19 protein-coding genes are annotated in these 20,996 nt (G+C 68.3%); 12 read left to right on the forward strand and 7 right to left on the reverse strand.

The annotated features are described in order from the left end of the window. Positions 1–79: 79 nt before the first annotated feature. Positions 80–1,333: an ABC transporter substrate-binding protein gene (locus GWI72_RS04850; protein ID WP_161675907.1), complete on the reverse strand. Its 1,254-nt coding sequence runs from the start codon at positions 1,331–1,333 to the stop codon at positions 80–82. Between the two features lie 46 nt (positions 1,334–1,379). Further along, positions 1,380–2,279, reverse strand: a complete 900-nt coding sequence (locus GWI72_RS04855; RefSeq protein WP_161707993.1) for an N-acetylmuramic acid 6-phosphate etherase — start codon at positions 2,277–2,279, stop codon at positions 1,380–1,382. A 150-nt stretch (positions 2,280–2,429) separates the two neighbouring features. Here GWI72_RS04855 and GWI72_RS04860 point away from each other — a divergent pair, with 150 nt between their 5' ends. The 4 genes from GWI72_RS04860 to nagA are packed head-to-tail and all read left to right on the forward strand — an operon-like array spanning position 2,430 to position 6,253. Next, on the forward strand, positions 2,430–3,284 hold the full coding sequence (locus tag GWI72_RS04860; protein WP_161707994.1) for a BadF/BadG/BcrA/BcrD ATPase family protein: 855 nt from the start codon (positions 2,430–2,432) through the stop codon (positions 3,282–3,284). A 4-nt stretch (positions 3,285–3,288) separates the two neighbouring features. Next, positions 3,289–4,062 carry a GntR family transcriptional regulator gene (locus GWI72_RS04865; RefSeq protein WP_161675910.1) on the forward strand — a complete coding sequence of 258 codons (774 nt, stop codon included), beginning with the start codon at positions 3,289–3,291 and terminating at the stop codon, positions 4,060–4,062. Further along, entirely contained in the window at positions 4,062–5,093 is a 1,032-nt protein-coding gene (locus GWI72_RS04870; protein ID WP_348272688.1) for an SIS domain-containing protein, read from the forward strand. The genes GWI72_RS04865 and GWI72_RS04870 overlap by 1 nt, the downstream gene beginning before the upstream one ends. Beyond that, complete coding sequence (gene nagA / locus GWI72_RS04875; protein WP_161707996.1) at positions 5,093–6,253, forward strand: N-acetylglucosamine-6-phosphate deacetylase; 1,161 nt, start codon at positions 5,093–5,095, stop codon at positions 6,251–6,253. Before GWI72_RS04870 ends, nagA begins: the two co-directional genes overlap by 1 nt. Before the next feature lie 77 nt (positions 6,254–6,330). Here nagA and GWI72_RS04880 read toward each other — a convergent pair whose 3' ends face one another. After that, positions 6,331–6,942 carry a hypothetical protein gene (locus GWI72_RS04880; RefSeq protein ID WP_161707997.1) on the reverse strand — a complete coding sequence of 204 codons (612 nt, stop codon included), beginning with the start codon at positions 6,940–6,942 and terminating at the stop codon, positions 6,331–6,333. A 65-nt stretch (positions 6,943–7,007) separates the two neighbouring features. On the opposite strand from GWI72_RS04880, the gene GWI72_RS04885 reads away from it, so the two are divergent. Both GWI72_RS04885 and GWI72_RS04890 read left to right on the forward strand, forming a co-directional pair. Next, the gene (locus tag GWI72_RS04885) at positions 7,008–7,559 is read left to right on the forward strand and encodes a hypothetical protein (protein WP_161675914.1); all 552 of its coding nucleotides are present in this window, start codon (positions 7,008–7,010) and stop codon (positions 7,557–7,559) included. A gap of 125 nt (positions 7,560–7,684) precedes the next feature. Beyond that, positions 7,685–8,068, forward strand: a complete 384-nt coding sequence (locus GWI72_RS04890) for a hypothetical protein (protein ID WP_161707998.1) — start codon at positions 7,685–7,687, stop codon at positions 8,066–8,068. Positions 8,069–8,140: 72 nt separating this feature from the next. Here GWI72_RS04890 and GWI72_RS04895 read toward each other — a convergent pair whose 3' ends face one another. Further along, the gene (locus tag GWI72_RS04895) at positions 8,141–9,073 is read right to left on the reverse strand and encodes an ATP-grasp fold amidoligase family protein (protein WP_161675916.1); all 933 of its coding nucleotides are present in this window, start codon (positions 9,071–9,073) and stop codon (positions 8,141–8,143) included. An 84-nt stretch (positions 9,074–9,157) separates the two neighbouring features. On the opposite strand from GWI72_RS04895, the gene GWI72_RS04900 reads away from it, so the two are divergent. Further along, the gene (locus GWI72_RS04900) at positions 9,158–10,699 is read left to right on the forward strand and encodes a lipopolysaccharide biosynthesis protein (protein ID WP_161707999.1); all 1,542 of its coding nucleotides are present in this window, start codon (positions 9,158–9,160) and stop codon (positions 10,697–10,699) included. On the opposite strand, the gene GWI72_RS04905 is transcribed toward GWI72_RS04900, so the two are convergent. The 3 genes from GWI72_RS04905 to GWI72_RS04915 all read right to left on the reverse strand — a co-directional run bounded on the left by GWI72_RS04905 (position 10,616) and on the right by GWI72_RS04915 (position 14,111). Continuing rightward, entirely contained in the window at positions 10,616–11,821 is a 1,206-nt protein-coding gene (locus GWI72_RS04905; protein WP_161708000.1) for a GumK N-terminal domain-containing glycosyltransferase, read from the reverse strand. The two genes, GWI72_RS04900 and GWI72_RS04905, sit on opposite strands and share 84 nt — an antisense overlap. Positions 11,822–11,907: 86 nt before the next feature. After that, the gene (locus tag GWI72_RS04910) at positions 11,908–12,612 is read right to left on the reverse strand and encodes a GntR family transcriptional regulator (protein ID WP_161708001.1); all 705 of its coding nucleotides are present in this window, start codon (positions 12,610–12,612) and stop codon (positions 11,908–11,910) included. A 74-nt stretch (positions 12,613–12,686) separates the two neighbouring features. Next, the gene (locus tag GWI72_RS04915) at positions 12,687–14,111 is read right to left on the reverse strand and encodes a formimidoylglutamate deiminase (RefSeq protein WP_161708002.1); all 1,425 of its coding nucleotides are present in this window, start codon (positions 14,109–14,111) and stop codon (positions 12,687–12,689) included. Positions 14,112–14,185: 74 nt separating this feature from the next. Here GWI72_RS04915 and hutI point away from each other — a divergent pair, with 74 nt between their 5' ends. The 5 genes from hutI (at position 14,186) to GWI72_RS04940 (ending at position 20,863) form a co-directional block, all read left to right on the forward strand. Continuing rightward, positions 14,186–15,397 carry an imidazolonepropionase gene (gene hutI / locus GWI72_RS04920; protein WP_161708003.1) on the forward strand — a complete coding sequence of 404 codons (1,212 nt, stop codon included), beginning with the start codon at positions 14,186–14,188 and terminating at the stop codon, positions 15,395–15,397. Continuing rightward, the gene (hutH, locus tag GWI72_RS04925) at positions 15,394–16,920 is read left to right on the forward strand and encodes a histidine ammonia-lyase (RefSeq protein WP_161708004.1); all 1,527 of its coding nucleotides are present in this window, start codon (positions 15,394–15,396) and stop codon (positions 16,918–16,920) included. The genes hutI and hutH overlap by 4 nt, the downstream gene beginning before the upstream one ends. Positions 16,921–17,158: 238 nt before the next feature. Continuing rightward, positions 17,159–17,965 (forward strand): N-formylglutamate deformylase, encoded by an 807-nt coding sequence (gene hutG / locus GWI72_RS04930; RefSeq protein ID WP_161708005.1) that lies wholly within the window; start codon positions 17,159–17,161, stop codon positions 17,963–17,965. A gap of 55 nt (positions 17,966–18,020) precedes the next feature. Next, positions 18,021–19,706, forward strand: a complete 1,686-nt coding sequence (gene hutU, locus GWI72_RS04935; RefSeq protein ID WP_161708006.1) for a urocanate hydratase — start codon at positions 18,021–18,023, stop codon at positions 19,704–19,706. 53 nt (positions 19,707–19,759) lie between these two features. Then, on the forward strand, positions 19,760–20,863 hold the full coding sequence (locus GWI72_RS04940; protein ID WP_161708007.1) for a TRAP transporter substrate-binding protein: 1,104 nt from the start codon (positions 19,760–19,762) through the stop codon (positions 20,861–20,863). Positions 20,864–20,996 lie beyond the last annotated feature (133 nt).

Consider the following 20,996-nt stretch of genomic DNA (forward strand, 5'->3'; position numbering starts at 1 on the left):
ATTATTTTTGTCCGATGCGAAGGGGATCATGGCGGCGCGAGCGACGCCATGATCCGGACTTCGAGCCAGTCAGAAGCTATTACTTCTGCGGAGCGTACCAGCTGGCAAGGCCCTTCTGCAGGCGCTCGGCCGCAGCTTCGGGCGTCTCGGCGCCGCGAACGACATTCGCCGAGGCATTCCAGGTCTCGTTTTCCAGGTTCGGCGTGCCGCGCGACAGGATCTGGTAGGTCGAGCGGATCGTCGGCTTGCAGGTCTCGCGCCAGCTGACGAATTCCTGGGCCAGCGGATCCTTCAGGGCGAACTTGGCGTTCGACAGCGAGAAGAAGCCCGGCAGGGCGTTGGAGTAGAGTTCGGCAAACTCGGCCGAGCCCACCCATTCCAGGAACTTCTTGGTCTCTTCCGGATGCTTCGTCGCCGCATTCATGCCGAGCGCGATGTCGGTGTGATCGGAGATGTAGCACTGGTCGCCCGGGTTCGGGACCGGCGGATAGAAGGCGCCGAGCTCGAAGCCGGCCTGCTGGCGGAAGCCTGCGATTTCCCAGGAGCCGGCCGGGTAGATCGCGGCGCGGCCGAGGGTGAACAGGTTCTGGCTGTCCGGATAGGTCTGGGCTTCATAGCCGTCGCCCAGATACTGGCCCCACTTGGCGAGCGAGCGGAACGGGGCAACCCACGGCTCGTCGGTCAGCTTGGCAGCCCCGGCGATCAGCGCGGCGCGGCCGTCTTCACCCTGCCAGTAGTTCGGGCCGATGTTCTGGTAGCCCATCGTGGCCGCTTCCCACTGGTCGGCGGTGCCCATGGACATCGGGATGTAGCGGCCGTCGGCCTTGATCTTGTCGAGAGCGGCGAAGAATTCCGCTTCCGTCTTCGGGACCTCGATGCCGAGCTCCTTGAAGGCGTCCTTGTTGTAGATGAAGCCGTGGATGACCGAGGCCATCGGCACGCAGAACGTGGTCTTGCCGTCGTCCGTCGACCAGCCCGACTTGGCAACGGCGGAGAAGTTCTTCATCGCTTCCATGGCGGTCAGGTCCGCCAGCTTGCCCTTCTCGAACAGGGTCAGCGAGGCGTCGAAGGGACGGCAGGTGACGAGGTCACCCGCGGAGCCGGCATCGAGCTTGGAGTTGAGCACGGCGTTGTACTCGGCCGGGGCGGTCGGGGCGAAGACGACCTTGATGCCGGGGTTCTTGGCCTCGAAGGCCGGAATGAGGGTCTGCTGCCAGACAGTCAGGTCATCGTTGCGCCAGCTCTCGATCGTCAGCGTGACGTCGGCGGCATGGGCGGCACCCGCAATCAGCGTGCCGGCGAGAAGCGCGCCCTGGAATTTGACGAGTTTCATCAGTCTGCTCCCGTACTTCTTGGGCCTTTGGCCCTCTGGTTGATGCTTATGCGTCTTGTCGCAGCCGGGCCAGGGCCGGACCCACATGGCCGCCGGCGTCCGCGAGAAGCTCGTTGGCCTGCGCCACCGTGGCGCCGCAGGCAATCAGGATGGCGGGCTTGACCGCCCCGGCCGTCTCGGCAAGGGCGGCGCGCGCCGTATCGAGGTCTTTGCCGCTGAGATCGGCCACCATGCCGGCTGCCCGATCGACGAGCTTGGCATTGTCGGCCACGACATTGACCATCCGGCCCTCGTGAACATGTCCGAGCCGGACACCGGCGAGGGTCGAAATCGTGTTGAGGGTCGCCTTCTGCGCCGTTGCCGCGCCGAGGCGGGTCGAGCCGGCCAGGATCTCCGGTCCGGTGTCGATGAACAGCGCGATGTCCGCCATGTCCAGCAGGGGCGAGCCCTGGACGCTGGCCAGCGAGACGACACGGGCCCCGCGCGCCTTGGCACTCAGGGCCACGGCCAGCGTGTAGGGGGTCGATCCGGAGGCGGAGACCGCGATCACCAGATCGCCGGGACCGGGCTGCACCCGGTTCACGTCGGTATCGGCGAGGCTCGCATCGTCCTCGACCGCACCTGGCATGTCGAGCAGGGCACCCGCACCGCCGGCAAACAGCATGACCACCTGGTGGCGTGCGACGCCGAAGGTTCCGGGAATTTCGAGGCAATCGGCCAGGGCCATGAGGCCGGAACTGCCAGCGCCTGCATAGATCACGCGATGACCGGCGGCGATTGCATCCGCCATGGCCTGTCCGGCCTCCGCGACAAGGGCTGCGGCCGGCGCGATGCTGGTCAGGGCTCCGGCCTGCGCGTCAAGGATGGCGCGAACGGTTTCCGTTGCGTCACTTGCATGCAGGGCGTCCGCCTGGGCGTGCCGTGTTTCGGTACGTCTCTTGGTCATTCTTGCCTCCCTGGTTTGATAATGCCAAAAGAATACCAATTGTAAAGTGTCAAATTCGATCGATGGAATTTTGCGGAAAATCGGCCAGTTTTTCCATGGGGGCTTTTCATTTGGTATGGCTTTGGTATCATTCACGCAAAGGGAGGACCAATGACGCTGTTTCTGGGGATTGACGGTGGCGGGACTGGCTGCCGGGCGATTGTCGCGGATGCGACCGGGGCCGTGCTCGGCACCGGTTCGGCCGGTCCGTCCAACATCGTGTCCGATCCGGATGGCGCGCTGGCGAGCATTCTGGCGGCCGCCGGGGCTGCGCTTGGCAGTCACGGGCGGCTGGACGACCTGCATGCGGTGCTCGGTCTGGCCGGCGGCAATGTCGCCGAGGCGGTCGAGACCCTGGTGTCGCGGCTCCCCTTTGCCTCCGCGCTCGTGGTCAATGATGGCGTGACCGCCGTGAAGGGTGCGCTTGGCGATGACGACGGCGTCATGGCCGCCATCGGGACCGGAACCATCTTTGCCGTCCAGCGCGCCGGACAGATCCGCGAGATCGGCGGCTGGGGCTTCATTCTCGGGGACGAGGCGTCCGGGGCGTGGATGGGGCGGCGGCTGCTGGCCATGGGGCTGCGGGCCATCGACGGGTTCGTGCCGGGCACGCCCTTTCTTGACGAGATCTTCGCCGAGCTGGGGGGCGCTGCCCAGATCGTCGGCGCTGCGCCGGGCATGCGCCCGGCCGATTTTGCGCGGCTTGCCCCGCGTATCCTGGCTGCAGCCGAGGCGGGTGACCCGGCGGCCCGGCGCGTGGTTGACGACAGCGTGGCCGAGGTGGCTGCGGCAATCGAGCTGCTGCAGGGGGGGGAGACCCTGCCGGTGGTGTTCCTGGGAGGGCTTGGGCCCCTGCATGCCGGGCGGTTGAAGCACCGCTGGCCGCAGCAGGCTGCCCTCGGCGGATCTGTGGAGGGAGCGGTGTTCATGGCGCGCAGGCGCCACGAGGCCGGTCTCGGGAGGTGAGGGAATGGACGACTTGTTCTCGCCCGAGGGGTTCGACGAGGCCGGACCGCTTTACGTGGCGCTGCAGCGGCGGATCGCCGATGCCATTGCCACCGGCCAGCTGACCCCGGGCGACAGCCTGCCGCCGGAGCGCGACATGGCGGCCAAGACGGGGCTCAGCCGCGTCACGGTCCGCAAGGCCGTGCAGGCGCTTGTGGCCCAGGGGCACCTGGTGCAGAAGCGCGGGTCCGGCACCTTCGTCGCCCCCAAGGTTGAGCGTCTCGAACAGGCGCTGTCGCTGCTGACCTCCTTCTCGGAAGACATGGCGCGACGGGGCAAGACCGTCGAATCGGTGTTCCTGTCGCGCGGCATTCATGCGCCGACGCCGGAAGAGGTGATGGCGCTCGGCCTCAGCGCGCAGGACCGGGTGTCGCGTCTGGAGCGCGTGCGCCAGACCGACGGGGTGCCGCTGGCGATCGAGCGGGCGGCGCTGTCGACCGCCATCCTGCCCGATCCCTTCCGGGTCGAGCGCTCGCTCTACGAGGTTCTGTCCGAACTCGGCCGCCGGCCGGTGCGGGCGGTGCAGCGCCTGTCGGCCACCAATCTTTCGCCTGCCGATGCGGCTCTCCTCCATCTGCCGGCCGGAGCGGCCGGGCTGCGGATCGAGCGTGTGTCCTACCTGCCGTCCGGGCGGGTGGTGGAATTCACGCGCTCGCTTTATCGCGGCGATGCCTACGACTTCGCCGTTGAACTCCAGCTTGCCCCCGAAACGCCGCGGGCATCGACCGACAAGGACTGATCATGACTACGACGACGCACATGGCCACCGAAGTTGCCGAAATCCCCGAGGCGGCCGCGCGTTTCCTGACCGAGGCCCGCGCGCCGCTCGCCGCCGCTGCTGCCGCCATGCGCCAGCTGGATCCGAAGGTGATCGTCAGCGTCGCCCGCGGCTCCTCCGACCACGCCTCGACCTACTTCAAGTATGCGGTCGAGCTGGTCGCCGGCGTGCCGGTCGCCTCTGTCGGTCCCTCGATTGCCTCCATCTACGGCCGAACGCTGAAGCTGGCCGGTGCCGCCTGTGTCGGCGTGTCCCAGTCGGGCAAGAGCCCGGACATCGTCGAGATGATGCGCTCGGCCGGCGCCGGCGGGGCGCTGACCATCGCCCTGACCAACAACGCCGCCTCGCCGATGGCGGCCGTCAGCGCCCATGCGCTGCCGCTCAGCGCCGGGCCGGAGCAGAGCGTCGCGGCCACCAAGACCTTCGTCAACTCGGTCGTCGCCGGCCTGGCGCTGCTGTCCGAATGGCTCGAGGACGAGGCGCTTCGCGCGGCGGTCGCCGGTCTGCCGGAGGCCTTTGCCCGGGCGCTGGAGCAGGACTGGACCCCGCTGTCCGACCGGCTGGTGCGGGCCCAGTCGCTTTATGTCCTGGGGCGCGGTCCGGGCTTTGCCATGTCCAATGAAATGGCGCTGAAGTTCAAGGAAACCAGTGGCTTGCATGCGGAATCCTACAGTGCCGCGGAAGTTCTGCACGGCCCGGCGGCCATTGTCGGCGGCCGCTTCCCGGTGCTTGCGCTCGGGGTCGAGGATGCGGCGCTGCCGCATGTCCGGGCAACGGTCGAGCGTCTGGTCGGGCAGGAGGCGGACGTGTTCTGCACCGGGCTGACCGTCGACGGCGCCACCACGCTGCCCAGCGTCTCCGGCCTGCATCCGATCGTGGCTCCGCTGGTCCTCGGCGTCAGCTTCTACAAGTTCATCGAGCAGCTGTCGCGGCGTCGCGGGTTCAACCCGGATGTGCCGCCGCACCTGAAGAAGGTCACGGAGACGGTCTGATGCGTCTGGTCTTTACGGGCGCCCGGCTGTTCGACGGCCAGCGTCTTCTCGAGGGGCGGGCGCTTCTGGTCGAGGACGGCCGCATCGCCGGCTTTGCCGACCTCGCCTCGGCGGAGGCGGGGGCCTTTGGCGGCGAACACATCGCGCTGGCCGGCGGGGTTCTCGCACCCGGTTTCCTCGACCTGCAGGTCAATGGCGGCGACGGCATCATGGTCGACGGCAGCGCCGATGTGGAGCGTCTGCGCCGCATCTGTGCCGCCCATCTCCGCCTTGGGGCCACCGGCATCCTGCCGACGCTGATCACCGACACGCGCGCGGCCACGGCCGCGGTCCTGGCGGCCGGCAGCGCTGCCGCGCGGGCCGCCGTGCCCGGCTTCCTCGGCCTGCATCTGGAGGGGCCGCATCTGGATCCGCGCCGCAAGGGCGCGCATGATCCGGCGCTGATCCGTCCGATGGACGAGAGTGATCTGGCGATGCTGTGCCAGGCGGCGGCCGAGCTGCCGGTCCTCCTGGTCACGCTCGCGCCGCAGTCGGTCACGCCGGAGCAGATCGCCGCGCTCAGCCGTGCCGGCGTGATCGTCAGCCTTGGCCACACCGACAGCACCGCCGCCGAAGCCAAGGCCGCCTTTGCGGCCGGGGCGCGCTGCGTCACGCATCTGTTCAACGCCATGAGCCAGCTCGGCAACCGCGAGCCGGGCATGGTCGGGGCGACGCTCGATTCGGATGTCTTCTGCGGGATCATCACCGACGGTGTCCATGTGGCACCGGAGGGCCTGCGCATCGCGCTGGCCGCGAAGCGGGGCGAGGGGCTCTTCCTCGTCTCGGACGCGATGGCGGCAGCCGGGACCGATGTCGCGGAGTTCATGCTCGGCGGTCGCCGCATCCTCAGGGCCAATGGCCGCCTGACGCTGGAGGACGGCACCCTGGCCGGTGCCGACATCTGCCTGCCGCGCTCCATCCGCTATCTGGTCCAGACCGTCGGGGCACCGCTCGACCTGGCGCTGGCCATGGCCACGAGCCGGCCGGCGGCCTGCATCGGCGCCAGTGATCGCCTCGGCGCGCTGGCCAAGGGCCGTCGGGCGGATCTGGTTCACCTGACCGGAGATCTGGAACTGGCGGGCGTCTGGCATGCCGGCGCGCCGGTGCCGGGGGTCACCTGAGCGGTCCTGACCGACGCTGCCGAGATCCGAAGGGAGAGCCGTTGTGCTCTCCCTTTTTTCTTGATCCGGCCCGGCCCTCAACGCCGCTCGGGCGGACAGGCCGTCAGACGCTGCCGAAGACTGGCCGCGTCCTGTGGCGGCAGCAACGCAAGCACGTCCGCCGTTTCGGTCATCCTCACGAACGGCCCCGCAGGTGTCGTCCTCAGGAATGTCCGCAGCCGCATCTGCGCCGGAAGCGGGCGCGCAAGGCAGCCCCCGACCACCGAGATCGTCAGCTCGCCCCGGCCCTCGGACGTCTGCTTCAGCGCGGTGATCCGCTGCTGCGCGGATCTGGCCCGGTCGAGATCCACTGCGGCGATTCGCGCCAGATGGATCCGTTCGCCCGGCTCTGCCACCACGCTGGCCGCGCCTGCCGGACCCGAATCGTCGGCCTTGATCTCGAGGCGGAACTCCTCGGCGATCGCCGCCTCCGGCTGTGCCGCAGGCGCATAGGCCAGTCGCAGCACCACATCGCCCGAGCGCAGATGCAGCGCCTCGTCCATCCCCACGCCGGCGGTCAGAAGGGCCGGATCCGTCGTGAGCGGATCAAGGCTGGCCGCCGTCAGCACGCCGGAGGCGGTCAGGGAGGCGCACCCGGCCAGGGCGCCGGCAAGGAGCAGGGGGACGAGAGCAGGGAGCGGCTTGCGCATTCGATCGAACTCCGATAATCAACATTTAGAAATTATCGTAAAACATTAAATCGAGAAAGCGTAAGATGAAAAAATCTTTCGTATCTCCCTTCGGAACCCCTGCCGTCCGGCTGCTGGTTCTTCTCACGGCGGCGGTCGGCTTCCTCGTTGGCCTGACGGTGGCGCTTGGCGTGTGGTGCGTCTTCAGTCCCACCTCGCTGGCCCTTGTCGTGCTGGCGCGGCTGGATGTCGGGGCGGAGGGGCTCGACGACTGGCAGGTGCAGGCGGTGGCCGGCATCCTGATCCTGCTGTTTGCCCTGTGGCTGCAGGCGCTGGCTGCGCTGAAGGATCTGGTCGAGACCAGTCTCGATCCGGGCCATGTGCCGATCTCGCTGCTGCGGTTCAGCTACCGCCGCGCCCTGCAGTTCTCGGTCGCCGGGGTGGTCTGGTCGGTGGTGGCGCAGATGCCGCTGGCGGCCCTCCTGACTGATGACGACCGGTTCCTGCTGATGCGTTTCGGCGAGCTGACCCTGCTTTCCGTCCTGCTCTTCGCCTTTGCAGTCCTCTCCTTCCGCCTCGTGCTCGCCAGCCGCCGCGAAACCCGCGCCGCGGCTGCCTCCCGCTCCCTGTCCTTGTGAAAGCTCCGTCCATGTCCTCCGCCATCCGGTCCTCCGCCGTCCTTCTCCTCCTCTCCGGCCTTGCCGCCTGCTCCCCCACCGTCCGGCAGGCCCCCGCGCCCATCCTGTCGCCGCAGGGGCAGTCCATGGGGACGCTTCATCTCACCTTCCAGCAGGAGAGCAACCTGTTCGAGGATGTGAACCGCATCGTGGCGACGGCCGTCAGCAGCGACGGCGAGGTGTTCACCGGGCGTGTCGTCCAGTCGATCGAGCAGACGAATTCCGACAGTTCCGACATGTTCTGGGATCCGGCCAAGACGTCGAAGAAGGGGTGGGGCGGGCTCAGCTTCCGCGACGGGTCCGAGACGTCGGTCAGCTACCGCTCGGATGCCCAGGCCGTCCTCAACGGCAATCGGGGCCGCAGCATGAGCTGCGACATCCGCTTTGCCGAGCCGTCGGCCGGCATTGATGGCGGGGGCGTCGGCCAGTGCCGCATCTCGGATGGCCGCCAGGTGCCCGTGCAGTTCTGATGCGGGCCGGCCCTGTGGCCTGACGGCAGGGGCGGGATCTTCAGCCTGACGGCAGGGGCGGACACCGGTGGCTCAGGCCGCCGGCGATGTCCCGATCCTCCAGTGATCCCCCAGCCAGCGGTCGAATGTCTTCGGCTCGAAGGCCTCGAAGCCACCGCCCGGATAAAGCGTCAGCTCCCCGATGTAGAGACGGTCGCCGGTGTCGTAGAAATCCACCCGCACGAAATCGAGCCCCTCGGCGACCGTTTCCGCCAGCCGCAACATCTCGTCCAGCCGCGGCGGGGGCGGCACGCTGCCCGGGTAAGGCGGATAATAGTCCGGGTCGTGGAACCCCAGCCGCGACCACTGACGGTCGAAGTTCGCGCAATAGCCCTGATTCGCCTCGCGGACGTCGACGCCGATCAGCGCCACCCGGCCGTGGAACACGAAGCAGCGGTAATCCCAGGGCACGCCCCCGTCCGGGCGGGTCAGCAACGGCTCGATCATCGCCTGGCGCGGCACACCCGCATAGGCCCATTCCCGATTGTAGCGGGCATGATCGATGGCAAGCCAGCGCGGCAGCGGGTCGTCGCGCTGCACCGCAGCCACATCGGCAGGACCGTGCAGGAAGGTTCCGAGCCCGCTGGCGTGGTTCGGCTTCAGCACGGCGGGCAGGGGGATCATGCGCCAGTCGATGTCCGCAAGCCGGGTGCCGGACCACAGGGTGGGCACCGCATGGCGCTCGCCGATCCGCTCGGCGATGAAGGACTTGACCGCGAGCTTGTCGACGAGCCGGATGTACAGCGGGTTCCGGTCGTGGAGCTTGCGGTGCTGCAGTTTCTCGCAGAACGTCCTGGGGTGGTCGAGGTCCGGCCATTCCCCCTTGATGGACAGGAACTTGAGCTGCAGATAGGGCCGGTCGGGCAGGGGCGAGATCAGCCGCCAGAACAGGCGACGGGCCCTGAGCAGCACGGGATTCTGGCGCTCGCCGGCCCGGATGAAGCTTTCCTTCTCTGTCTCGGCCACGCCTAGTCTCCCCTGATCCTCCGCAGCAAGCGATAGCAGCCGGATTTTAATCTGCCGTTACGCCGGCTGCCCTATACCGGGGACATGTCGCATCTCATCGGCCATTCCCTGCTCAACCTGGCGGCCTCGCTGGCCTCGATGCTCTCCGGCTTTCTGGTCGCGGTCCTGCTGGCGCGGGTCCTCGGGCCCGAAGGCCTCGGCGCGACCGCCTTCGCCATCTGGTTCGCTGCCGCCGCCGCCGCGGTGGCCGATCGTGGCTGGCCGCAGACCCTGTTGCGCTTCGTGGCGGCAGCCGCGCCCGATGCGCGTGCCGGCCTGATCCGGGCCTTCGTGCGCCGCTGGGCGGTCGGGGTCCTCCTTGCCACCCTGGCCGGCGTGGCCGTTGCTGCCGGTGTCGCGCTGTTGCGGACGCCGGGCGAGGGAGCCTATGTGCTGCTGCTGGTCGCGATCTGCCTTGTCTATTCGGCAGCGGGTCTGGCCGCCAATGCCCGCCGTGCGGCTGGCGACTTCGCCGCCCCTGCCGGACGCACGATCCTGGCTGCGCTGCTTTATGTTCCGGCCGCCTGGGCGGGGGCCGTGATGGCGGGCCTTGTCGGCGCGGTGGCGGCCTTGCTGCTGCGCTCGCTGCCGCTTCTCCCGCTGCTTGGCAGGGCCCTGAGGGAGCCGGACGGGCGCAATCACCCGCTTCCCGTGGTCCCTCAGGACGCTCGCGTGTTTGCACGTCAGGTCTGGGGCAGCGACCTGATCGACATCCTGGTCCTCAGCCGCCTGGAATACCTGTTCTTCATCCTGCTCGCCTCGGCGTCCGACCTTGGGCTGTTCGCTGTCGCGATCGCCTTCGCCGGACTGGTCGAACAGCTCTCGCTCCAGTTTGGCGCGCCGCTTGTCGTCGCCTTTGCCGGCCATGCCGACAGCGCGCCGCAGCCCGTCCCGTCCGCAACGCCGCAGCTGCAGGCCCTGTTCGAGCGGTCCTATCTTGCGCTCGCGGCCATTTGCCTGCCCGTCTGTCTGGGCGGGGCTGCCGTGATGCCCGTGCTGCTGCCGCTGGTCTATGGCGCATCCTATGCGGGGCTGGCGCCCGAAGCGGCGGCCTTGCTGCTGGCGGCCGCACTCGCGGCCCTTGCCGTCGTGCCCTGGTCCGCCCTTTCGGCGCTCGGGCTCGGCCGGCGCCTGCTGGGCTGCGTCCTCGCGCTGGCGCTGGCCACGGTGATGCTGCTGCCGGCCGGAATTGCCGCCTATGGCGTTGCAGGCGCGGTGGCGGCCAAATGCGCGGTGCAGGCTGCCGGACTTGTGCTGCTGCAGCAGGTTCTGGTCCGGGCCGGCGGGCCGCGGGCACCCTGGCCGGGGCTGGTGCGGCTGCTGCTTGCAGCGCTCTGTCCGGCGCTGGTCGCCTGGCTGGTGCTGCAGGTGACGGACTGGCCCGATGCCGTGGCGCTGGTTGCGGCCATCCTGCTCGCGGCGCTGATCTATCCGCTCGCCTTGCGGCTCACCGGTGCCTTGCCGGCTGCCCGGTTTGGCGGACTGGTCGAGGCGGTTGCCGCCTCAGACCGCCTGCCGCTGCGGCTGCGCGGCGTCGTCCGCCAGATAGGCCGCTTCGTCCTCGTCGGCGAGAAGCGCCGGATGTGAGGTGAGGCCCAGTGTGGCCAGCGTGTCGATGGCATTGTCGCGCCAGTCGGCAATGTCGAAGCGCAGGGTCCCGGACCGCTTCATGGCAATGCAGCGGTCGACCAGGGCGCGGCCCTCGAATCGGCCGCTGCGCGGGTAGGTGACCTCGTTCCCCCGGGCCACAGGGATGCTGTCGGGCAGGATCACGGGCAGGCCGCAATGGGCGTATTGCAGCAGCTTCAGGCTTGATTCCGCCAGATAGCTCTCGTTGTCGGACGCCGCATAGGCGGCAATGCCGAAATCCGCATGCCGGATGAAGCCGGCCAGCTCCTCGAAGCCGATCTCGCCATGGACCTTCAGGTTTGCAGGTGCCGGCCGGTCCCATCTGGTGCCGAACACATGGAACGTGACCTCGGGTGCAGACCTCGCCAGATCCGCGAGCACCGGCCGGTCGAGCAGCATGTCGCCCACCGAGATCGCATTGAGGGTGCCGGGTGGATAGGGGCTCTGCCGGGCGGCGCGGAAGGCCGAGGGCTCGACGGCCTGGGGAATCACGCTGACCCGGCCACCGGGCGGGAGCTGTTCCGCCAGCCGGCGGGAGGGGACGCAGACGCTGTCGAACGCGCCGATGATGCGCCGCTCGATCCCCTGAAGATGCGGCGACGCGCCGACGCTCTGCAGGTGGTCACGGCACAGGTAAAGGGTTCTGGCCTGCGGGCGCAGGGCCCGCACCGCGTCAAAGAAGGCCAGCGGGGTGCCGCTCTCCAGCATGACAACGTCGGACTGCAGGATTGCGTTGCGCGCAAAGGCCGGCAGCCGCCCGGCGTAGAGCGGGAACAGCAGGGATCCGATCCGGTCGAGAAGCGGATTGCGGTTGCTGAAGGCATGGACGGGGGCAATGTAGGCACCAGCTTCAAGCCGCGGCGCGATCGGGGCGAACCGGTTCTTCTGCGCGCGGGTGATCGCTGCATAGCGCGGGCAGTTGCGCAGTGCCCTGAGCCACGAGAAACCGACCGAAATGAAGCGCACCTGGTGCCCGAGCGCGGCCAGTTCCCTCGAAATGAAATGAACGCTGGTCTTCCGGATCTGCGGCGCAAAGACGTGGGCCGACAGAACCGAAATGAACTGAGATCCTCCCGCCACTGCGCCTCCGGTCCCTGTGCCGGCCGGCGCCTGCCGCGCCGGCTGTTGCCTGCTCCCCATCAGGACCACAGGTTACGGAGTTTCCCTTAAATCTCCGTTGTCAGGCGGTGACCGGGAGCATAGGTCAGGCGGACGGCGGTGATTGCCAGGGGACCGGCCCAGGTGCTGCGGTCCATGACGAAGAGGGCGGCGCCGGGGCGGCAGCCGAACAGGGCTGCCATCGCGCCGTCGGCCTCGGCGGCGAAGAATTCGATGCTGCCGCTCGAATAGGCCGTGTTCTGGACCAGCCACTCGTTCGGACTTGTCACTGAAAAGTCAGCAGTTTCGAGGCCGGGCACCGCAAGGTTGATCCAGCGGTCCTCGTGGCAGAAGGCAATGCCGTCCGCCCGGTGCAGCGCCGTGACATGCAGCAGCTCCTGTCCGGGCGCCAGCTCCAGCAGGGCGCTCACGGCCTCCGGGGCCGGTTCGACCGCCTGGCCGAGCCGGCGGTAGTCATAGGCAGCCCCGCGGCCCTCGATGTCCTGCCGGATGATCGGGATCTGGAAGGTGGCGCGGCGGACCGGATTGAGCGGCACGCGGGTGCCGGCCTTGCGGCGGCGTTCCAGGAGGCCGAGATCGGCCAGCTCCCGCAAGGCGCGGTTGACCGTGGCCCGGGCGCAGCCGAACTCCGCAGCCAGCTGGGCTTCGTGCGGGATGAGGCTGCCCGGTTTCCATTCCCGGTCCCGGATGCGGCGCAGGGCTTCGGCCTGAATGGCCTGCCAGGAGACGGGGCCGGGAAGGGGTCTGGGCATGCGCGCGCGTCTCTGTGTCGTTTCGGGGTGGTGCCGTCGGGGACTGCGGAAGCCTGCGCCGGCCCCTGGCCGGCTCAGGCGTCCCTGAGCCGCGATACCGTGCGGATGTAGGCGGCCGCGATGGCGTCGCGGCGGATGTGCCGTCCAGCCTGAACGACATGACGTCCGGCCGACCAGACATCCTGCACAAGCCGGTCATCGCCCGCAAACACCCATGCGTCAAGTGCGGTGTCGCCCTTGCGGCCGGCGAGATGGACCGACTGGCCGTCAAGCGCAACAAGATCAGCAAGTTGGCCGGGCGCGATCGCGCCCGAAGCACGACCGGCAGCCTGGGCTCCGCCCGCGACGGCGGCCTCGAACAGCACCCGGCCGGTGGACCTGTCGGAGGTCGCCAGCACCGCGCGGGAGCGGTCGCGCAGGCGCTGGGAATACTCGAGGGTGCGCAGTTCCTCGGACAGTGAAATGCGGATGTTGCTGTCCGAGCCCACGCCGATCACGCCGCCGGCGCCGAGATAGCGGACGCCGTCGAAAATGCCGTCGCCGAGGCTTGATTCGGTGATCGGGCACAGGCCCGCGACCGCGCCGGTTGCTGCGAGGGAAAGCGTTTCGGTTTCAAGCATTTGGGTGCAGTGGATCAGGCACCAGCGCCGGTCGACCTCGGCATTGCCGAGGAGCCAGTCGACGGGCCGGGCACCGCGATGGGCGAGCACTTCCTCCACTTCCGCCACCTGTTCGGCGAGGTGCATGTGCAGGGGAGCATCCGGGCGAAGGCTGGCCGCGCGGGCGAGATCTTCTGCCGCAACGGCGCGCAGGCTGTGCGGGGCAACGCCGATCCGGGCGTCCGCCGGAAGGTGGGAAAGCGCCTTTTCGGCAGCGTCGACGAGATCGGTGAAGCGGCTGATATCATTGCCGAAACGGATCTGACCTGGGCCAAGCGGGCGCTTGTCGCAGCCGCCATACTGGTAGAACACCGGCAGCAGCGTCAGGCCAATTCCGGTCTGCGACGCGGCAGCGGCGATGCGTTCCGACATCTCCCCGAGACTGGCGTAGGGCACGCCGCCCGGCTGGTGGTGCAGGTAGTGGAACTCGACGTTGGTGGCGTAGCCGGCTTCCAGCATTTCCATCTGCACGAAGGCGGCAATCGCCTCGACATCCTCGGGCGTCAGCTGGTCGAGGAAGCGGAACATCAGCTGCCGCCAGGTCCAGAAGCTGTCGCGCGGGTCGGGGCCGCGCCGCTCGGTCAGGCCGGCCATGGCGCGCTGGAAGGCGTGGGAATGGAGATTGGCCGGGGAGGGCAGGAGAAGCTCGGTCCGCGTTGCCCCTGCGGGCACGGAAGTCCCTGTCCGGACTGCGGAAATCCGGCCGTCGGCGCTGAGCTCCACGGTGACATCCGCTGCCCATCCTTCCGGCAACAATGCCTCTTTTGCCCACAGGACCGTTGCCGGTGCTGCCGGTGCTGCGGGGGAATTCGCCAGGTCGCCAGACTTTGCGCTGCTCATTCTTTCGCCGCCTTCCTCGATTGACACGATTAATATGTGCAGACAAAATACGCCCATCTCGGGAGGAAACCAAGATGGAACTTGATCAGCCGATCATCCTGACCAACGCGACCCTGGCCACCCTGGCAGGTCCGTCCGGCTATGGACTGATCCGGAACGGCGCTGTTGCCGTGATCGGACAAACCATCGCCTTCGTCGGACAATCCGACGCCATTCCGGGAGACTTTCAGGCCCTTCCGCGTCTCGATCTCGAGGGGCGGCTGGTAACGCCTGGCCCCATCGACTGTCACACCCACATCGTTCACGCGGGCCATCGTGCCCGCGAGTTCGAGATGCGTCTCGACGGCGCGACCTACGAAGAGGTGGCAAGGGCAGGGGGCGGCATCGTCTCCTCGGTCCGGGCCACCCGGGAAGCGAGCGAGGATGCGCTTGTCGCCTCCGCCTTGCCGCGTCTCGATGCGCTGATCGGCGAGGGTGTGACGACGGTGGAGATCAAGTCCGGCTACGGGCTGGAGATCGGGACCGAGCTGAAGATGCTGCGGGCCGCCCGGCGGCTGGGCCGGGAGCGCAAGGTGCGCGTCCGGACCACCTACCTCGGCGCCCATGCGGTGCCGGCCGAGTACAAGGGCCGCACGGAGGCCTATCTGACCGAGGTCTGCCTGCCGGGTCTGGAGGCTGCGGCGGCCGAGGGCCTCGTCGATGCGGTCGACGGGTTCTGCGAGGGCATTGCCTTTTCGGTCGAGGACATGACCCGGGTGTTTGACGCGGCGAAGCGTCTTGGTTTGCCGGTGAAGCTTCATGCCGAACAGCTGTCGCGCATCGGCGGTACCCAGCTCGCCGCCCGCTACGGTGCGCTGTCCGCCGACCATGTGGAATATGCAACGGACGAGGACGCGGCTGCGCTGGCGGCCTCCGGCACCGTGGCCGTGCTGCTGCCCGGCGCATTCTACGCCATTCGCGAGACGCAAGTTCCCCCCGTTGCCGCCTTCCGGGCGCATGGGGTGCCGATGGCGCTCGCAACCGACTGCAATCCCGGCACCTCGCCGCTGACCTCGCTGCTCCTGACCATGAACATGGGCTGCACCTTCTTCCGCCTGACTGTCGAGGAGGCGTTGCGCGGGGTGACCGTGAACGCGGCAAAAGCCCTTGGCCTTGAGGACTGCGGCCGCATCGCCGAGGGCCTGCGCGCCGACCTTGCCATCTGGAACGTCGAGACGCCGGCGGAGCTTGTCTACCGCTTCGGCTTCAATCCCCTTCACGCCCGAGTTTTCGGAGGTTCGCTATGACCGTCGTCCTGACCCCCGGCCGCGCCACGCTGGCCGATCTGGAGCTGATCTGGCGCGAGGGGCGCGCCGTGCGTCTGACCCCGGACGCCCGCGCCGGCATCGAACTCTCGGCCCGGCATGTGGCGGCGGCGGCCAATGGCGATGCCGGCGTCTATGGCGTCAACACCGGCTTCGGCAAGCTCGCCTCGGTGAAGATCGCGCCGAAGGACACGGCGACGCTGCAGCGCAACCTGATCCTGTCGCATTGCTGCGGCGTGGGCGAACCGCTGGACCGCGCCGCAACCCGGCTGATGATGGTGCTGAAGCTCCTCAGCCTCGGGCGCGGCGCGTCGGGCGTGCGCTGGGAGGTGGTCGCGCTGATCGAGGCGATGCTTGAAAAGGGCGTGACGCCGGTCGTTCCCTCGCAGGGCTCCGTGGGCGCTTCCGGCGATCTGGCCCCGCTCGCTCACATGACGGCAGTGATGATCGGGGCCGGCGAGGCGATCTATGGCGGCGAGCGGCTGGCGGGCGGCGACGCGCTGAAGATGGCGGGTCTCACCCCGGTCGTGCTTGGCCCCAAGGAGGGTCTGGCGCTCATCAACGGCACGCAGTTTTCCACCGCGCTGGCGCTGATCGGCCTGTTCGAGGCGTGGACCAATGCGGCGGCCTCGCTGGTGATCTCGACGCTCTCGACCGATGCCATCATGGGCTCGACCGCGCCGCTGCAGCCGGAAATCCATACCCTGCGCGGCCATCGCGGCCAGATCGAGGTCGCCGACCTGATGCGCGCCATCATGGAGGGCTCGGAGATCCGCGAGAGCCACCGCGAGGGCGACACGCGCGTGCAGGATCCCTATTGCATCCGCTGCCAGCCGCAGGTGCTGGGGGCGGCTGTGGACCTTCTGCGCTTTGCAGGCTCGACGCTGGAAATCGAGGCCAATGCGGTCACCGACAACCCGCTGGTGCTGGGCGAGGGCCGGATCGTGTCCGGCGGCAATTTCCACGCCGAGCCGGTGGCCTTTGCCGCCGACCAGATCGCGCTGGCGGTGGCTGAAATCGGCGCGATCGCGCAGCGGCGCGTGGCGCTGATGGTCGATCCGACGCTGAGCCACGACCTGCCGCCGTTCCTGACCCCCGATCCGGGCCTCAACTCCGGCTACATGATCGCGGAAGTCACGACGGCCGCGTTGATGAGCGAAAACAAGCACCTGGCAACGCCGTGCTCGACGGATTCGACGCCGACCTCGGCCAACCAGGAAGACCATGTGTCGATGGCCGCCCATGGCGCGCGCCGGCTGCTGCGGATGAATGCCAACCTGTCGGTGATCCTCGGTGTCGAGGCGCTGTGTGCGGCGCAGGGCATCGAGTTCCGCGCCCCGCTCAAGACCTCTGCACGGCTTCAGGCGGTGATCGCACGCCTGCGCGCTGTGGCGGCTGCGCTGAAGGAAGACCGGTATCTGGCCCCCGACATCGAGGCGGCATCGGCGCTGGTGCGCTCCGGGGCGTTTGCGGCGGCGGCGGAGATCGGCGCGTTCAAGGTCTGAGGTGGGGTTTCTCGGGCGACTGGCCGCAGCGTTCCTCTCCCCCCTTGAGGGGGAGATGCCCCCGGCAGGGGGCAGAGGGGGGTAGGCAGCCTCTCGGAGCTGCAGGGAGTTTGTTCGTTGGGGAAGCGCCGCCACCCCCCTCTGTCGGCTGACGCAGACATCTCCCCCTCAAGGGGGGAGAGGGGGCTGCGGCGAGGGTGGTTTTGGGTTCGGGGTTTGCGGGAAAGGGTCAAGTCAGATGACGCGTGACGATCAGAGTGGGCCGGTGACGGTGACGCGGGGCGACGGTCCGGTGGTGCTGGGGCTGCCGCATTCGGGCACGCATGTTCCCGCCGGCATCCGGGCGAAGCTGAATGCGCGCGGGCTGGTGCTCAGCGACACCGACTGGCATGTGGACCGGCTTTATGACGGGCTGCTGCCGGGGGCGACGACCGTGGCCGCGACCTTCCACCGCTATGTCATCGACGCCAACCGGCCGCCGGACGGGGCAAGCCTCTATCCGGGCCAGAACACCACCGGGCTGGTGCCGCTGACCGATTTCGATGGCGAGAACATCTGGCTGGATGCCCCGGATGCGGCCGAGATCGAGCGGCGGCGGCTGGCCTTCCATGCGCCCTATCATGCGGCGCTGGAAGCCGAACTGCGGCGGGTGCATGCGATCCACGGGTTTGCCGTGCTCTACGATTGCCACTCGATCCGCTCCAACATCCCGTTCCTGTTTGACGGCACGCTGCCGGATTTCAACATCGGCACGGTGGAGGGCACGTCCTGCGCGCCCGGTCTGGGTGAGGCGGTGGCCGGCATCTGCCGGGCGGCGGCGGGCTACAGCACGGTGGTCAATGGCCGCTTCAAGGGCGGCTGGACGACCCGGCACTATGGCCGGCCGGCGGAAGGCTACCACGCCATCCAGATGGAGCTGGCGCAGGCGACGCATCTGGAAACCGAGCTGCCGCCCTATGCCTACAGCCTGACCAAGGCCGCGCGGCTGCGGCCGGTCCTCACGTCCATTCTCGAGACCGTGGCCTCCGGAACCTGGCGCACCTGAGCGCAGGACCGGGTGTCAATTCACTGCATATGAAACGTTGCTTCGGAGAGGAAACATGACCAATCCCCGCCATAACCAGCGCGACATCTACCCGCCGACCGGCACGACGCTGAACGCCAAGAGCTGGCTGACGGAAGCGCCGCTGCGCATGCTGATGAACAATCTGCACCCGGATGTGGCCGAGAACCCGCATGCGCTGGTGGTCTATGGCGGCATCGGCCGCGCGGCGCGCACCTGGGACGACTTCGACCGGATCGTGGCGGCGCTGAAGGCGCTGGAAGAGAACGAGACGCTGCTGGTCCAGTCGGGCAAGCCGGTCGGCGTGTTCCGCACCCATGCGGATGCCCCGCGCGTGCTGATCGCCAACTCCAACCTGGTGCCGCACTGGGCGACCTGGGACCATTTCAACGAACTCGACAGGAAGGGTCTGGCCATGTACGGCCAGATGACCGCCGGGTCGTGGATCTACATCGGCACGCAAGGCATCGTGCAGGGCACCTACGAGACCTTTGCCGAGGCCGGCCGCCAGCACTACGGCGGCAACCTCAAGGGCAAGTGGATCCTGACCGGTGGCCTGGGCGGCATGGGCGGCGCGCAGCCGCTGGCCGCCGTGATGGCCGGCGCCTGCTGCCTGGCCGTCGAATGCGACGAGACCCGCGCCGACTTCCGCATCCGCACCCGCTATGTCGATGAAAAGGCGCACACGCTGGACGAGGCGCTGGCGATGATCGACCGCTGGACCAAGGCGGGCGAGGCGAAGTCCGTGGCGCTGATCGGCAACGCGGCCGACGTGTTCCCGGAACTGGTTCGCCGCATGAAGGCCGGTGGTCCGCGTCCGGACATCGTCACCGACCAGACCTCGGCGCATGACCCGATCCACGGCTATCTGCCCTCCGGCTGGACCGTCGGCGAATGGCGCGCCAAGCAGGAGAGCGATCCGAAGGCGGTGGAGAAGGCGGCCCGCGCGTCGATGCGCGTGCATGTCCAGGCGATGGTCGACTTCTGGAACGCCGGCGTGCCGACGCTCGACTATGGCAACAACATCCGCCAGGTGGCCAAGGACGAGGGCCTGGAGAACGCCTTTGCCTTCCCGGGCTTCGTGCCGGCCTACATCCGGCCGCTGTTCTGCCGGGGCATCGGGCCGTTCCGCTGGTGCGCGCTGTCGGGTGACCCGGAAGACATCTACAAGACCGACCAGAAGGTGAAGGAGCTGATCCCGGACGACGCGCATCTGCACAACTGGCTGGACATGGCGCGCGAGCGCATCGCCTTCCAGGGCTTGCCGGCGCGCATCTGCTGGGTGGGGCTGGGCCTGCGCCACAAGCTGGGTCTGGCGTTCAACGAGATGGTGCGCAAGGGCGAGCTGAAGGCACCGATCGTCATCGGCCGCGATCACCTTGATTCCGGCTCCGTCGCCTCGCCGAACCGCGAGACGGAGGCGATGAAGGACGGGTCGGACGCCGTCTCCGACTGGCCGCTCCTCAACGCGCTGCTCAACACCGCAAGCGGGGCAACCTGGGTGTCGCTGCACCACGGCGGCGGCGTGGGCATGGGCTTCTCGCAGCACTCCGGCATGGTGATCTGCTGCGACGGCACGGAAGCGGCGGACCGGCGCATCGCCAACGTGCTCTGGAATGACCCGGCCACCGGCGTGATGCGTCACGCCGACGCCGGCTACGAGATCGCGCTCGACTGCGCGCGCGAAAATGGCCTGAACCTGCCGGCCATCCTGAAAGACTGAAGAACAAGGGGAGCAGGCACATCATGACACACCAACAGAGCGGAGGTCTGACGATGAAGAGACGTGATTTCCTGAAGACGGCCGGCATCGGCGCGGCGGCGGCGGCAGCGGGTACGGCGGCGCTTGCGGCTCCGGCCATTGCCCAGGATGTCATCAAGTGGCGCATGGTCACCGCCTGGCCGAAGAACCTGCCGGGCCCGGGCGTGGCCGCCCAGATGCTGGCTGACCGCATCACCGCCCTGTCGGGCGGCCGGCTGCAGGTGGAGCTGTTCGGCGCGGGCGAGATCGTCCCGGGACCGGGTGTGTTCGATGCCGTGTCGGAAGGCACGGCCGAGATCTACCATGCGGTTCCGGCCTACTGGGGCTCCAAGTCGAAGGGCATCCTGCTGTTCGGGTCGCAGCCGCTGGGTCTGACCGCCATGGAACAGATCGGCTGGATGCAGCAGGGCGGCGGCCAGGCGCTCTATGACGAGATGTACGGCCGCTTCGGCCTGAAGCCGTTCCTGTGCGGCAACTCGGGTCCGCAGTGGTTCGGCTGGTTCCGCAACGAGATCAAGTCGCTCGACGACCTGAAGGGCCTCAAGTACCGCACCACCGGCCTCAACTCGGAAGTCTGCGCCAAGCTCGGCATGGCGGTGGAAGCCATGTCCGGCCCGGCCATGTTCCAGGCGCTGCAGTCGGGCGCGCTGGATGCGGGCGAGTTCATCGGTCCGTGGTCGGACAGTGCGCTGGGTCTGCAGCAGGTGGCCAAGAACTACTACGCCCCGGGTGTGGGCGAGCCGTCCTCGGCCGAGGAATGCGCCATCAACATCAAGGCCTGGGAGGCGCTGCCGGAGGACCTGAAGCTGGCCGTGACCTATGCCGCCCAGAGCCTCTACAACCCGGTGCTGACCGAGTACAACACCAAGCATGCCATGGCGCTGCGCGAGCTCAAGGACAAGCACGGCGTCACCGTGCACAAGCTGCCGGACGAGATCGTGGTCGCCATGGGCAATGCCATGGGTGAGGTGATCGGCGAGCTGCGCGACAACAGCGACGAGCTGGTGAAGCGCATCACCGAGAGCTTCCTTGCCTACCGGTCGCTGATGGTCGAGTACATGCCCTACGCGGACGCCGGCCAGATGAACGCCCGCGGCCTGACGTATAACTACGGCTGACACTGACCGGCCCCGGCGCGGGGGTGCTCGCGCCGGGGTCTTGCTTGGGCGAATGCCGGCTTCTCCTCTCTCCCCCCTCGAGGGGGAGATGTCTGCGTCAGCAGACAGAGGGGGGGAACGGTTCTGCGGCTGG

This window comes from Pannonibacter sp. XCT-53, assembly GCF_009915765.1.
Taxonomy (GTDB): Bacteria; Pseudomonadota; Alphaproteobacteria; order Rhizobiales; family Stappiaceae; genus Pannonibacter; species Pannonibacter tanglangensis.